This is a genomic window from Neisseria sp. (assembly GCF_030527965.1).
Lineage (GTDB): Bacteria > Pseudomonadota > Gammaproteobacteria > Burkholderiales > Neisseriaceae > Neisseria.
In genome coordinates this window covers 62,880-76,749 of sequence record NZ_JAUMZU010000010.1, presented here as the reverse complement: position 1 = coordinate 76,749, position 13,870 = coordinate 62,880, and the positions used below count along the sequence as shown (strand labels likewise).

10 protein-coding genes and 2 pseudogenes are annotated in these 13,870 nt (G+C 49.1%); 10 read left to right on the top strand and 2 right to left on the bottom strand.

The genetic code is table 11. The features are described 5' to 3' along the window. Positions 1 to 2 precede the first annotated feature (2 nt). Together dalD and glyA are read right to left on the bottom strand one after the other, a co-directional pair. Positions 3 to 1,370: a D-arabinitol 4-dehydrogenase gene (dalD, locus tag Q4A84_RS06005; RefSeq protein WP_303088024.1), complete on the bottom strand. Its 1,368-nt coding sequence runs from the start codon at positions 1,368 to 1,370 to the stop codon at positions 3 to 5. A gap of 277 nt (positions 1,371 to 1,647) precedes the next feature. After that, positions 1,648 to 2,898, bottom strand: a complete 1,251-nt coding sequence (gene glyA, locus Q4A84_RS06000) for a serine hydroxymethyltransferase (protein ID WP_303088023.1) — start codon at positions 2,896 to 2,898, stop codon at positions 1,648 to 1,650. A 282-nt stretch (positions 2,899 to 3,180) separates the two neighbouring features. Between glyA and alaS the strand changes: the two genes are divergently transcribed. The 10 genes and pseudogenes from alaS to urtA all read left to right on the top strand — a co-directional run. Continuing rightward, on the top strand, positions 3,181 to 6,105 hold the full coding sequence (alaS, locus tag Q4A84_RS05995) for an alanine--tRNA ligase (protein WP_303088022.1): 2,925 nt from the start codon (positions 3,181 to 3,183) through the stop codon (positions 6,103 to 6,105). A gap of 399 nt (positions 6,106 to 6,504) precedes the next feature. Beyond that, a complete protein-coding gene (ureA, locus tag Q4A84_RS05990; RefSeq protein WP_303088021.1) occupies positions 6,505 to 6,807 on the top strand; it encodes an urease subunit gamma in 303 nt (100 codons plus the stop codon). Between the two features lie 89 nt (positions 6,808 to 6,896). After that, positions 6,897 to 7,199: pseudogene (locus Q4A84_RS11005) on the top strand (urease subunit beta); the annotation flags it as partial. Continuing rightward, the gene (ureC, locus tag Q4A84_RS05985; protein ID WP_368389564.1) at positions 7,185 to 8,945 is read left to right on the top strand and encodes an urease subunit alpha; all 1,761 of its coding nucleotides are present in this window, start codon (positions 7,185 to 7,187) and stop codon (positions 8,943 to 8,945) included. The pseudogene Q4A84_RS11005 and the gene ureC, both read left to right, overlap by 15 nt. A 56-nt stretch (positions 8,946 to 9,001) precedes the next feature. Then, complete coding sequence (gene ureE / locus Q4A84_RS05980) at positions 9,002 to 9,502, top strand: urease accessory protein UreE (RefSeq protein ID WP_303088019.1); 501 nt, start codon at positions 9,002 to 9,004, stop codon at positions 9,500 to 9,502. Beyond that, the gene (locus Q4A84_RS05975) at positions 9,447 to 10,178 is read left to right on the top strand and encodes an urease accessory protein UreF (RefSeq protein WP_303088018.1); all 732 of its coding nucleotides are present in this window, start codon (positions 9,447 to 9,449) and stop codon (positions 10,176 to 10,178) included. Before ureE ends, Q4A84_RS05975 begins: the two co-directional genes overlap by 56 nt. Before the next feature lie 67 nt (positions 10,179 to 10,245). Further along, on the top strand, positions 10,246 to 10,812 hold the full coding sequence (locus tag Q4A84_RS05970; RefSeq protein WP_303088017.1) for a HupE/UreJ family protein: 567 nt from the start codon (positions 10,246 to 10,248) through the stop codon (positions 10,810 to 10,812). A 57-nt stretch (positions 10,813 to 10,869) separates the two neighbouring features. Beyond that, complete coding sequence (gene ureG / locus Q4A84_RS05965; RefSeq protein WP_303088016.1) at positions 10,870 to 11,505, top strand: urease accessory protein UreG; 636 nt, start codon at positions 10,870 to 10,872, stop codon at positions 11,503 to 11,505. A 62-nt stretch (positions 11,506 to 11,567) separates the two neighbouring features. Beyond that, positions 11,568 to 12,404, top strand: a complete 837-nt coding sequence (locus Q4A84_RS05960) for an urease accessory protein UreD (RefSeq protein WP_303088052.1) — start codon at positions 11,568 to 11,570, stop codon at positions 12,402 to 12,404. A gap of 128 nt (positions 12,405 to 12,532) precedes the next feature. Continuing rightward, a pseudogene (gene urtA, locus Q4A84_RS05955) lies at positions 12,533 to 13,783 on the top strand (urea ABC transporter substrate-binding protein); the annotation flags it as partial. Between the last annotated feature and the right edge of the window lie 87 nt (positions 13,784 to 13,870).

Below are 13,870 nucleotides of genomic sequence, written 5' to 3'. Positions count from 1 at the left end.
GATTATCCTACCAGCTTGCGAACTTCATCGACCTGCTCGCGCAACAGCGCTTCAAATTCAGGTTTTCCGGCCAATTCGCCAAACAAAGCCTTATCGCTGGCAAACACATGAACCGGATCGGCGGATTCATACATGGCATGCACGGCCGCTTCGTCGAGAATGCCGTCTTGGTAGGTAAACGGCAATTTGCCTTGGTGCCAACGCTCCATAAATATGAAAAACAGAGCGGGCAATTTGGCAGTGGCGGCGGGGCGTGCTCCTTGTTTGAAACGCTCGATCAAAGTCGGCTGAATTTGCGCCGGAATTTTGGAGAAGCCGTCGGCTGCAACGCGCTGATTGGTATCTTTGATGTGAGGGTTGGTAAAACGATCCAACACGACATCGCGATATTTACCCAAATCAATCAATTCATTACCTAGACTGGGAATCACATCTTCGGTTACATAATCGTAGGCGATTTTTCTTACCGTATCAAGATTGGTGCTATCGTGGATGTACAACTCGCCCAGCAGCGTACCGGCCCAAGCAATCGCCGCATGCGGCACGTTCAACACGCGGATTTTCGCTTCTTCATAGGGAATAACCGATTCAACCAGCTCTACACCAACTTTTTCCAACGCAGGGCGCACGTTATCTTTGAAATTATCTTCGATAACCCATTGAATAAACGATTCGCCCATCACCGGTGCTTTATCGGAAATGCCGGTTTTCTCTTTAATCCGCGCAGGCAAATCTTCTGCCGGGCGCGGCACGATGCGGTCAACCATGGTGTTGGGCGTAGTAACGTGTGTTTTCATCCATTCAGCAATGTCGTTTTGCCCGGTCAGGCCGAGAAACTCAACCAAGCCGTCGTGAAACCGCTCGCCGTTGTGGCGCACATTGTCGCAGCAGAGCAAAGTTACATCGCCATCAGCGAGCTGCATGCGTTTTTTAAGGATTTTGGCGATGATGCCGTAGATGGTCTGATTGCCACCTGCCAAATCGGCTTTCAATGCGGGATCGTTTTGAACCAGTTTGAAATTGCTGTCGAGATAATAGCCGGATTCGGTTACGGTAAAGGCAATCACTTTGGTCGAGGGCTTAGCGCCTTCGTCAATCAACGGTGCCAAATCGGCCTGCCAAGGAATCAGTTTTTGAATGGATTTGATCACCTCATATTGGCGCTCGTCGCTCGGGCTGATGGTTTCCAATACATATTCGCCATTCTGCGCCGATAAGGCTTGAATGGTATGCTCGCTATCATCGCGGATATTACCCGCTGCAATACTCCAACTATCGTCGCCCTGCTTAATCAATTCATTGAGATACCATGCCTGATGGCCGCGATGAAAACTGCCCAAACCGATATGAAGCCAAGTGTTTTTACTCATTATGTATACTCCTTGTGAAAACTTGAGGTTGACAAATCTAACACGCCGAAACGTGATTAAATTTAAGGGAAACGATGATGGTTGATTGCCTATGATTGTTGCATGATTAGCATAAAAAGCCAAGCCTCTATACTAGTTTCATTCAAAGGTAAAGCAATAAATAACAATCGATTTGATATATAACAGCAAAGACTAGTTTTGTTATTGAATGTTATAAAAAATGCCTGTCTGAAATTTTCAGACAGGCATTTTTACCGGTTTTATAGATAAACAGTGATTAAGCGCCGTAAACCGGATATTTAGCGCACAAAGCCGTTGCTGCTTGAGCAACACGTTTCAGCGTAGCTTCGTCTTGCGGGTTCTCCAAAACATCAGCGACCAGATTAGCCAATTCACGGGCGTCGGCCTCTTTAAAGCCGCGAGTGGTAATGGCCGCCGCACCAACGCGAACGCCGGAGGTCACAAACGGTTTTTCAGGATCGTTTGGAATCGCGTTTTTATTAATCGTAATATGAGCTTTACCCAAAGCTTCTTCAGCCGCCTTGCCGGTGATATTTTTAGCGCGCAGATCAACTAAAAACACATGGCTTTCAGTGCGGCCAGAAATAATGCGTAAACCACGTTTAACCAATTCTTCCGCCATCGCGGCCGCATTGATTTTCACTTGTTTGGCGTATTCTTTAAACTCGGGTTCCAATGCCTCTTTAAACGCTACCGCTTTGGCCGCAATCACGTGCATCAGCGGGCCGCCTTGCAAACTTGGGAAAATAGCCGAATTCAGGGCTTTTTCATGCGTATTGTCGCGGCACAGAATCACGCCGCCGCGCGGGCCGCGCAAGGTTTTGTGCGTGGTCGTGGTCACAAAATCGGCAAACGGCACCGGATTCGGATATTCGCCGCCAGCGACCAAGCCCGCATAATGCGCCATATCAACAAACAAATAAGCACCCACTTTATCCGCGATTTCGCGGAATTTCGCCCAATCGATTTGCAAGGCATAGGCAGAAGCACCCGCCACAATCATCTTCGGTTTATGCTCCAAAGCCAAACGCTCTACTTCGGCATAATCCAACACTTCGTTTTCATCCAAACCATAAGTAATCGCGTTGTAAAGTTTGCCGGAAATGTTAACCGATGCACCGTGAGTCAAATGGCCGCCGTGCGCCAAACTCATGCCAAGAATCGTGTCGCCCGGTTTCAGCACGGAAGCATAAACGGCCTGATTGGCTTGCGAGCCGGAATGCGGCTGTACGTTGGCATATTCAGCACCAAACAATTTTTTCACACGATCGATTGCCAGCTGTTCGGCTACGTCTACATATTCGCAGCCGCCATAATAACGTTTGTTCGGATAGCCTTCGGCATATTTGTTAGTCAGTTGGCTGCCCTGAGCTTCCATCACGGCGCAGCTTACATAGTTTTCCGAAGCGATTAATTCGATATGGTCTTGCTGGCGCTGAACTTCGTCGGCAATAGCCGCCGCCAGCTCCGGATCATATTTTGCAATGGTTACGCTTTTTGAGAACATAATTTGACCTTTTCATTAATAAGTAGCGGGATAAGGAATAAAATATTTAGAAAATCACAATCCGGCAGATTGCAAAAACTGTGCGGATTCTGAATCTTTCCATCTGGATTGTCAACAATATGACAAATACCCGCCGGCAGCTTGCAAAACCCTCTGTTTCAGGATAGGCGTCATATCAAAACTGCGGTAAGATTACAAAATATTTTTCCAGTTTTTCAGACAGGCATGTTCATAAGCAAAATGCCTGTCTGAAACCGTTTCAACCCATACCCAGAAATTACTATGAAAACAGCAGAACTTCGCCAAAAATTCCTGAAATTCTTCGAATCAAAAGGCCACACCATTGTTCGTTCGTCTAGCCTGGTGCCGCATAACGACCCTACCCTGCTTTTTACCAATGCCGGCATGAACCAATTTAAAGATGTTTTTCTCGGCTTCGACAAACGCCCATACAGCCGCGCAACCACCGCGCAAAAATGCGTGCGCGCCGGCGGCAAGCATAACGACTTGGAAAATGTCGGCTATACCGCCCGCCATCACACATTCTTTGAAATGATGGGCAATTTCTCTTTCGGCGATTATTTCAAACGCGATGCGATTCATTTTGCATGGGAATTTCTAACCGGCTCCGAGTGGCTGAACCTGCCGAAAGAAAAGCTTTTGGCCACCGTTTATGCTGAAGACGAAGAAGCTTACAATATTTGGCTCAACGAAATCGGCATGCCGGCGGAAAAAATCATCCGCATCGGCGACAACAAAGGTGCCAAGTATGCCTCCGACAACTTCTGGCAAATGGGCGACACCGGCCCTTGCGGCCCCTGCTCCGAAATTTTCTACGACCACGGCGACCACATCTGGGGTGGCCCGCCGGGAAGCCCTGAAGAAGACGGCGACCGTTTCATCGAAATCTGGAATTGCGTATTCATGCAGTTCAACCGCGACGAAGCCGGCAATATGAACCCGCTGCCCAAGCCTTCCGTTGATACCGGCATGGGCTTGGAGCGTATGGCCGCGGTGATGCAGCACGTTAACAGCAATTATGAAATCGATTTGTTTGAAAACCTGCTTAAAGCCGCCGCCCGTGAAACCGGTATTGAATTCACGATGGAGCAGCCGAGCCTGAAAGTGATTGCAGACCATATCCGCGCCTGCTCCTTCCTGATTGCCGACGGCGTGATGCCGGGCAATGAAGGCCGCGGTTATGTATTGCGCCGCATTATCCGCCGTGCCGTACGCCACGGCTACAAGCTCGGTCAGAAACAACCGTTTTTCTACAAACTGGTGCCCGATTTGGTTAAAGAAATGGGCGCGGCCTATCCCGAGCTGAAAGAAAAGCAAACGCAAATTATGGAAGCCTTGCGCGGTGAAGAAACCCGTTTCGGAGAAACGCTGGAAAAAGGCATGGGCTTGTTTAACCAAGTTTGGTTTGGCATGAAGTTTTTAAAATTAGAAAGCTTGTTGCCTGCCGATGGTGCCGGCTCGCCTTTGAGCCTCTCCACAGAAGAAGGCACCGCATTTACCGCTGCTTCCCGCTCGCATAGCGGCAATAAGCAAATTGTGATTCGCCCCAACGTGGCCAACAGCCTGAACGAAAGCATCGTGCTGGATTTCAACGATGCCCTGAATGCAGCCGAGCTTGCCGATTTACGCAAAGCCGACGATCTTTCACAGTATCCCAAATATCCCTATGCCCTTGCCTTGGAACGCTATGTTCGCGAAAACATTGCCAACAGCAAATTGATTATGCCCGGCGATATGGTGTTCAAACTCTACGATACCTACGGTTTTCCTTACGACTTAACAGCCGATATGGCACGGGAATTAGGTATTGAATTAGACGAAGAAGGCTTTGAACGTGAAATGGAGGCTCAGCGCAACCGCGCCCGCGCCGCGCAAAGCTTCAAAGCCAACGCCCAAGTTGCCTACAACGGCGCCGACAGCCAGTTTCACGGCTATGACAAACGCGAATGCGAAGCGACCATTTTGGCTTTGTATAAAGGCAGCGAAGCGGTTGATGAATTACAGGCAGGCGAAAGCGGTATTGTCGTGCTCGATCACACCCCGTTTTATGCGGAAAGCGGCGGGCAAGTTGGTGATGTAGGCTACATTTTCAGCGGAGAACACCGGTTTGAGGTGGTTGATACGCAAAAAATCAAAGCCTCGGTGCACGGACAATTCGGCGGGGTGGTTTCAGGCAGCCTGAAGGTCGGCGACAGCGTTGTGGCTCAAGTAAACGAACACATCCGTGATGCTATTACAAAAAATCACAGCGTAACCCACCTAATGCACCAAGCCCTGCGCGAGGTATTGGGTACGCATGTCGAACAAAAAGGTTCGCTGCAAAATGCCGAGCTGACCCGCTTCGACATTTCCCATCCGCAAGCCATCAGCGCGGAAGAAATCGCCGAAGTGGAACGTCGGGTTTTACATGCCATTATGCAAAACGTGCCCGTCCGCATCGAAACCATGAGCATGGAAGAAGCCCAGAAAACCGGCGCCATGATGCTGTTTGGCGAAAAATACGGCGACTTCGTGCGCGTGGTAACAATGGATCAATATTCCACCGAGCTCTGCGGTGGCACGCACGTTGCACGCACCGGCGATATCGGCTGCTTCAAAATCATCAGCGAAGGCGGTATTGCCGCCGGCATCCGCCGCGTCGAAGCGATTACCGGCCAAGCCGCTTTGGCATGGGCGCAAAATCAAGAGCGCCTACTGAAAGACATTATTGCCGAAGTAAAAGCACAAACCGAAAAAGACGTGCTGACAAAAATTCAGACAGGCTCCGAACGCACCAAGCAGCTTGAGAAAGCTCTGCAAGCGGCAAAAACCGAACTGGCTAAACATGCCGGCGCCAAACTGCTCGACAACGCTAAAGACTTGGGCAGTGCTTTGTTGGTCGCTACACAAATCGAGGCAGATGCAGGCGCCTTGCGCGATATCGTAACCGACTTAACCGGCAAATCTGATAAAGCCGTGGTTTTACTGGCATCGGTAAACGACGGTAAAGTGGCTCTGTGTGCCGGCGTTTCCAAACCGCTGACCGCAAAAATCAAAGCCGGCGATTTGGTTAAATTTGCCGCCGAACAAGTTGGCGGCAAAGGCGGCGGCCGACCGGATTTGGCGCAGGCAGGCGGCACAGATGCCGACAAATTGCCGCAGACATTGGCAAGCGTAGCTGATTGGGTTAACGCAAAACTGATCTGATCGTTACCGTTTTTTCACAATAAAAAGGCTGTCTGAAATGTTTTCAGACAGCCTTTTTAGCGATTGTAGTCAAAAGAATTTTTCAATCAGAATATTTACCATATCAATAGCTTAACTATCAAAAGACAAAAACAAATGCCTGTCTGAAACGCCGATGCAAAGCTTTCAGACAGGCATTTGTTTGCCCAAACCCATCAAATTACGAATGACACCTGATGCCTAAAACAGCCTGATTTATTTAATTACCTTCCGATTCAATCATTTCATAAATTTACAATGTAAAATTGTCGACAATCTTTCTTGACCTGTGTACTATCCTTTCAAAGCCCCAACCACTCGAATAATGATGGTGGTTTTACCCATCAACGTTTTCATACTAAAAGAAAGAAAGATACCTTCATGCACTTAACATCTCGCGAACAAGAAAAATTGATGTTGTTTCTGGCAGGAGAATTGGCTGCCAAACGTCGTGCACGCGGTTTGAAGCTGAACTATCCGGAAGCCATCGCCTATGTTTCCAGCCATTTGCAAGAAGCCGCTCGAGATGGCATGAGCGTGGCCGAACTGATGCAATACGGTGCCACCCTTCTGACGGCAAACGATGTGATGGACGGCGTGGCCGATATGGTGCACGAAGTGCAGATTGAAGCGACTTTCCCCGACGGCACCAAATTGGTAACGGTGCACCAGCCGATTCGTTAATCAATGCGGGCGATAAACACTATAGATAAATGCCTGAATCCACATGATTTCAGACAAGCTCTAAGATTTACAAAGAAAGAAAAAATATGATGAAACCCGGAGAATACCTTCCTTCACAAGGCGATATCGCCGCGAATCTCAATCGGGCTACTCGCATATTAGAAGTGGTGAATCTTGGCGATCGTCCGATTCAAGTGGGCTCCCACTTTCATTTTTATGAAACCAATCCGGCGCTGCAATTCGATCGCGAACAAAGCAAAGGTTTCCGCTTGAATATCCCGAGCGGCAATGCGGTACGCTTCGAGCCGGGCGAGCGCAAAACAGTTGAGCTGGTCGCTTTCGGCGGTAATCAAAACCTGCATGGCTTTCATAACCGTGTGAACGGGCAAGTCGCCATACCGAAAACCGACGGCAAGGCCGCACTCACCATCCCGCGTGCCCAATATATCGCCACCTACGGCCCGACGGTTGGCGACAAAATCCGTTTGGCCGATACCAATCTATTTGCCACCATCGAACAAGACTTGTTGACCTATGGCGACGAATGCAAATTCGGCGGCGGGAAATCCGTACGCGACGGCATGGCGCAATCGGCTACCGCACCGCGTGCAGATGAAAACGTTTTGGATTTTGTGATTACCAATGTCGTCATTATCGATCACTCTGGCATTATTAAAGCCGATATCGGCATGCGTAACGGCAAGATTGCTGGCATAGGCCAAGCGGGCAATCCCGACACGATGGACGGCGTAACACCCAATATGATTATCGGCGCGGCAACCGAAGTGCACAACGGTGCACATTTGATTGCTACCGCCGGCGGTATTGATACGCACATCCATAATATTTGCCCACAGCAAATCGCCCATTCGATAGAAAGCGGCATCACAACTATGATTGGCGGCGGCACCGGCCCGGCCGACGGCACCAACGCCACCACGGTTACACCGGGCGCATGGAATTTGCAGCGCATGTTGCAAGCCGCAGAAGCCTATCCTGTGAATCTCGGCTTTTTCGGCAAAGGCAATTGCGCTTCCGTCGCTCCCCTGCGCGAGCAAATCGAAGCGGGCGCACTGGGGCTGAAAATCCATGAAGACTGGGGCGCTACGGCCGCAGTCATTGATGCCAGCCTGACAGTAGCCGACGAAATGGATGTTCAAATCGCCATTCACACCGATACGCTCAACGAAGGCGGCTTTCTGGAAGACACCATGAAAGCGATTGACGGGCGGGTTATCCATACGTTTCACACCGAAGGCGCCGGCGGCGGTCATGCCCCCGATATTATCAAAGCCGCCATGTATCCCAACGTATTGCCCGCCTCTACCAACCCGACGCGCCCTTATACCGTCAATACCATCGACGAACATTTGGATATGCTGATGGTGTGCCACCACTTGGATAAACGCGTGGCAGAAGACGTGGCTTTTGCCGACAGCCGCATCCGCCCAGAAACCATCGCCGCCGAAGATATTCTGCATGATATGGGTGTTTTTTCCATCATGAGTTCGGATTCACAAGCAATGGGGCGCCCTGCCGAAGTGATTTTACGCACTTGGCAAACGGCCGACAAAATGAAGCAGCAACGCGGCGCCTTACCTGAAGACGAACAAGACAGCGATAACTTTCGGATTAAACGTTATATCGCGAAATACACGATTAATCCGGCGATTGCGCACGGCATCAGCCAGCATGTCGGCTCGATTGAAGTGGGGAAAATGGCCGATATCGTATTGTGGAAACCGGCGTTTTTCGGCGTTAAACCGGAAATCATCATTAAAAACGGTTTCATCAGCTACGCCCGCATGGGTGATCCAAACGCAAGCATCCCGACGCCACAACCGGTTATCTACCGTCCGATGTTTGGCGCACACGGGCATGCGGTAACAGAAACAGCGGTGCTGTTCGTATCGAAAGCCGCCGTTGAAGCCAATATCCGTGAAAAATACGGCCTGAAAAAACAAACTATTGCAGTGGAAAATTGCCGCAATATCGGCAAAAAAGATTTGGTGCACAACAACGCTATGCCGGAAATCACCGTTGATCCGGAGCGCTATCAAGTATGCGTTAGCGGTGAGCACATCATCTGCGAACCTGCCTCCAAACTCCCTTTGGGACAACGCTATTTCTTGTTCTAACCAACCCAAAAATGATTTTTTGCATGCTTGAATATTGCATTGATAAGTAGATACCTATGAACCTGATTATTGAAGATATTCTCCCAGAAAATACCGCAGTGCCGCCGGAAGCGGAAAGAGATACCGTAGAAATCGAATGGTATGAAGCGGATCGCCGTATTCTGCGAAAAACAACGGCCAGCGGGCGTGACGTTGCCTTTCGTTTGCTGCGCGAAGGCCAACGCTTGGCGCACGGTGATTTGGTTCATGCCGATAATAAATTGGCTATTAATGTTGCCATAAAGCCTAGTGAAGTGATTGTTTTATCGCCGAAAACACTGCCGGATATGGCACGGGTTTGCTATGAAATCGGCAACAAGCATTCTCCTTTGTTTCTGGACGGTAACGAAGTGATTATGCCTTACGATAAACCCATGTTTCTTTGGTTGGAGGCTGCCGGCTTTCAGCCCAAACAGGATTGCCGCAGATTAAGCCATGCCTTGAAAGCCAATTCGGCTCAAGGTGCCGGAGGCCATTCTCACCACCATCACGCAGGCCACCATCATCATGAGTACTAAGCTGACCGCCCTGCTGCATTTGGTTGACCCCACCCTGCCCATCGGCGGCTTCAATCATTCCGGAGGATTGGAAACCTTTGTTCAGCAAGGCATTGTGACCAACGCGGCGCATCTGAAATCGTATGTGTTGACGCAATTGTTTCAAAACTGGGTTCACAACGACGGCGCTTATGTGGCTCTGGCTTACGAAGCGGCAGCAAACGCCGATATTGAAGCACTTATCCGGCTTGATAAAAAAATCGGCAGCAATAAAGCGCCACGGGAAATCCGCGAAGCCACTGCCAAATTAGGCGGCAGATTATTAAAGATTTTTGCCCGCTATGAAAAACATGATTTATTAATTGCTTTTCAGACGGCCTTAGAACAGAAACAGATTCAAGGCTTTTACCCCGTGGTATTCGGTTTACTCGCAGCGATAAGCAAACAGCCGAAAGACCAAACGCTGACCGCTTTTTACTATAACGCTGCAGTCGGCGCGGTAACCAACGGCGTTAAGCTGATTCCGCTCAGCCAGATGGACGGGCAAGATATTTTATTTGAATTGCGTCAGGCCATCGCCGAAGCAGTCGATTTAAGCCTGAAACCCGATTTAACTTGGCTGGGTGCGGCCTGCATAGCCAGCGACATTCGCGCGATGCAACACGAACGTTTGTATTCCCGCTTGTATATGAGTTAATGCCGCCCCGGCTAACTGGAATTACGATTAATTGACTTTTCTCATTAAAAAATAAGGAACTTTACCCATGAAAAAATTGCTTGCTTCTGTTGCTTTCTTAACTGCATCCGCTATGGCCTTTGCCCATCCGGGGCATGAGGGAGACGCAAGCGGCTTTGTGCACGGTTTTTTACACCCAATTAGCGGGCTAGACCATATTCTCGCCATGCTGGCTGTCGGTTTATGGGCGGCTTCATTTTCAGGCAAAGCACGCTGGCTGATTCCGGCCAGCTTTGTCGGCGTGATGTCGGTCGGTTTTTTAATCGGGGCCAATGGCGGCGAAATTCCAATGACTGAGCAAGGCATCGCCGCCTCTGTGTTGGTTATCGGCTTGGCTGCCGCTTGGGCGCAACGCATTCCGGCTAGTATAGCCGCCGTTGTAGTAGGTTTATTCGCTTTATTTCATGGCGTGGCACATGGTGCGGAAATGCACGGCAACGCAGGCCTCTATGCCATCGGATTCATTCTCAGCACCGCAGCCTTGCATGCCGCCGGTTTCTTTGCAGGTCTTTTACTCAATAAAAATGTATGGGTAAACCGCATAGTCGGTACGGCAATTGGTGCTGCCGGATTGAGCATGATGCTGGCCGGCTAACGCGATCCAAACCAAACATCTAAATCTGTTTTGTAAAAACGAAGACAGGAACAACCCATGCGCAGCTATATCAAAATCGGCGTTGCCGGCCCGGTAGGAGCAGGAAAAACGGCTTTAATCGAGCGGCTTACCCGCCAAATGGCTTCTCAATACAGTATTGCCGTTATCACTAACGATATTTACACCCGTGAAGATGCCGAATTTCTTACTAAGAATAGCTTGCTTCCTCCCGAACGGATTATGGGTGTTGAAACCGGCGGCTGCCCGCACACCGCGATACGCGAAGATGCTTCCATGAATCTGGAAGCCGTTGATGAAATGGTGGCTCGCTTTCCCGACGTTGAAATCATATTCATCGAATCGGGTGGAGATAACCTTTCTGCTACGTTCAGCCCGGATTTAGCCGACGTGACCATTTTTGTGATTGATGTCGCCCAAGGCGAAAAAATTCCGCGCAAAGGCGGGCCCGGCATTACTCGTTCTGATTTATTGGTCATTAATAAAATCGATCTTGCTCCGTTTGTAGGCGCTGATTTGAAAGTAATGGAACGGGATTCGCAACGCATGCGGAAAGGGCAACCGTTTGTTTTTACCAATTTAATGAAAGATGAGCATTTGCAAGATGTTATCGGTTGGATTCGTAAGTATGCCCTGCTGGAAAACATCGACGAACCAGCCGGCTTGGTACGCTAAATAGCTCGGCTACTTACTTATGCGATCGAACTGTTTTGAGCTGACACGGATATAGATTGATTATGCATGCCAAGCTAACCCTATCGACCCAAACTCGTAACAGGCAAACCATACTCAACAACAGTTTTGCAACACCACCGCTGAAACTATTGGCCTTACCGCCACAACAGCACGGCATTTTGCATGTAGTACAGATGTCATCTTCGCCGGGCTTGTTGGCGGGAGATGTGATTGATACCGAAATAAGCCTTGAGGAACATACTGCCCTGTCTTTCTACACGCAGGCGTTTACACGGGTTTTGAGCATGGATAAGGGAGAAAAAGCGCAACAGCGCACCCTTATCAGACAGGCACCGCACAGCAAATTGTGTTACCTGCCTCATCCGTTGGTTTTGCACAAAGACAGCACCTTAATCCAGACCACCGATATTGAATTGAGCGATGGTTGTACTTTGCTCTACGGCGAAATCATCGCAGCCGGTCGGATATTGAACGATGAACGTTTTGCTTTTGCCTATCTGTCTTCCCATTTGAATATCCGTCATAACGGAGCAGAAGTAGTTACCGACAACATCCAATGGCAACCGCAAAAATACGCGCTGGATGTTATCGGGCAGATGGAGCACTACACCCATCAGCTTAATCTATTTTATGTCGACACCGGTTTGGCTTCATCCGAAATCCGCCTGATGGTCGATCAGCTTTACGAAGATTTATCTACACAATTTACGGATAACGGCAAAGGGGTGTTATGGGGCATTACTCAAGCCAACCATCACGCATTGTGCTTGCGAGCGTTATCCGACAATGCCCAGGCTTTGCAAACCCTAATGCAGGAAGCCGTAGCAAAACTTTATACGGAACAAGTTTCTCCGCTTACGGCCGCTTTTTTCCGTTAAGCGAAAAATACAGAAATCTAACTGACTCAACACTGAAAAAATTAGATGAATAGCGTTACACAAGAAAAATAGATACGAATTTGATTAGTTACATTGGATTTACCCCTCAACTTCTGGAGATAACCACTATGATGACAAAACGTAAGTTTTTATTGTCAGTATTTTGTTCGGCCTTACTGCTATGCGGCTGCGGCCAAAAATCAGCGGAGCAAACAAGCCAAGCCGAACCGGGCTCGGCGCCGCAAGCTGCTTCCGGTAAAGACACGATTAAAGTCGGCATATTGCATTCTTTAAGCGGAACCATGGCGATTTCAGAATCCACCTTAAAAGATACGGTGTTGATGCTGATTGACGAACAAAATGCTAAAGGCGGCGTTTTGGGCAAAAAATTAGAGCCCGTTGTGGTTGATCCTGCATCGAATTGGCCTTTGTTTGCGGAAAAAGCCCGTGAATTGTTAGCCAGAGACAAAGTGGCCGTTACCTTCGGCGGTTGGACTTCGGTTTCGCGTAAATCCATGCTGCCCGTCTTTGAAGAGTTGAACGGCATCCTGTTTTATCCAGTGCAATGGGAAGGCCAAGAATCTTCCGGCAACATTTTCTATACCGGCGCCACGCCGAACCAGCAAGCAATTCCGGCCATTGATTATCTGTTAGAACAAGGCGTTAAGCGCTTTGCCCTGTTAGGCACCGACTACGTTTACCCCAGAACAACCAATAAAATTTTAGAAGCCTATCTGAAATCCAAAGGCATTGCCGCGAGTGACATCATGGTGAACTACACGCCGTTCGGGCAATCCGACTGGCAATCCATCGTATCGGATGTGAAGAAATTCGGTAGCGGCGGCAAAACGGCTGTTGTTTCCACCATTAACGGCGATGCAAACGTTCCTTTTTATAAAGAACTGGCCAATCAAAGCATTACGCCCGAGCAAATCCCGGTTATCGCCTTCTCGGTAGGCGAACAAGAACTTTCGGGCATCGATACCAAACCGTTGGTCGGCCACTTGGCTGCTTGGAATTATTTCGAACGCATTGATAAACCGGAAAACAGCACATTTATTAAAGCTTGGAAAGCATACAAGAAAAGCGACAATGCGGTAACCAACGACCCGATGGAAGCAACCTACATCGGATTCAACATGTGGGTGAAAGCGGTAGAAAAAGCAGGCTCAACCGATGTTGATGCCGTTAAAAAAGCTCTGCTCGGTATTGAAGTGCCGAATCTGACCGGCGGCAAAGCCAAAATGCTGACCAACCATATGATTACGAAGCCTGTATTCATCGGTGAAATCCAAGATAACGGCCAATTTGACGTTGTATGGCAAACTGAAGGCGAAGTTGCCGGCGAAGCTTGGTCTCCGCTGTTGAACGAATCGAAAAATCTGATTGCCGACTGGAGCGAGTCTGTGAAATGCGGTGCTTACGATAAAGTCGCTAAAAAATGTACTGCGGGCGTTAAATAAATA

Coding starts and splice junctions, on each gene's coding strand:
- ureG (WP_303088016.1), top strand. CDS start 10,870: ATGCGCAGCTATATCAAAATCGGCGTTGCCGGCCCGGTAGGAGCAGGA.
- Q4A84_RS05960 (WP_303088052.1), top strand. CDS start 11,568: ATGCATGCCAAGCTAACCCTATCGACCCAAACTCGTAACAGGCAAACC.
- ureA (WP_303088021.1), top strand. CDS start 6,505: ATGCACTTAACATCTCGCGAACAAGAAAAATTGATGTTGTTTCTGGCA.
- Q4A84_RS05970 (WP_303088017.1), top strand. CDS start 10,246: ATGAAAAAATTGCTTGCTTCTGTTGCTTTCTTAACTGCATCCGCTATG.
- dalD (WP_303088024.1), bottom strand. CDS start 1,370: ATGAGTAAAAACACTTGGCTTCATATCGGTTTGGGCAGTTTTCATCGC.
- ureE (WP_303088019.1), top strand. CDS start 9,002: ATGAACCTGATTATTGAAGATATTCTCCCAGAAAATACCGCAGTGCCG.
- alaS (WP_303088022.1), top strand. CDS start 3,181: ATGAAAACAGCAGAACTTCGCCAAAAATTCCTGAAATTCTTCGAATCA.
- glyA (WP_303088023.1), bottom strand. CDS start 2,898: ATGTTCTCAAAAAGCGTAACCATTGCAAAATATGATCCGGAGCTGGCG.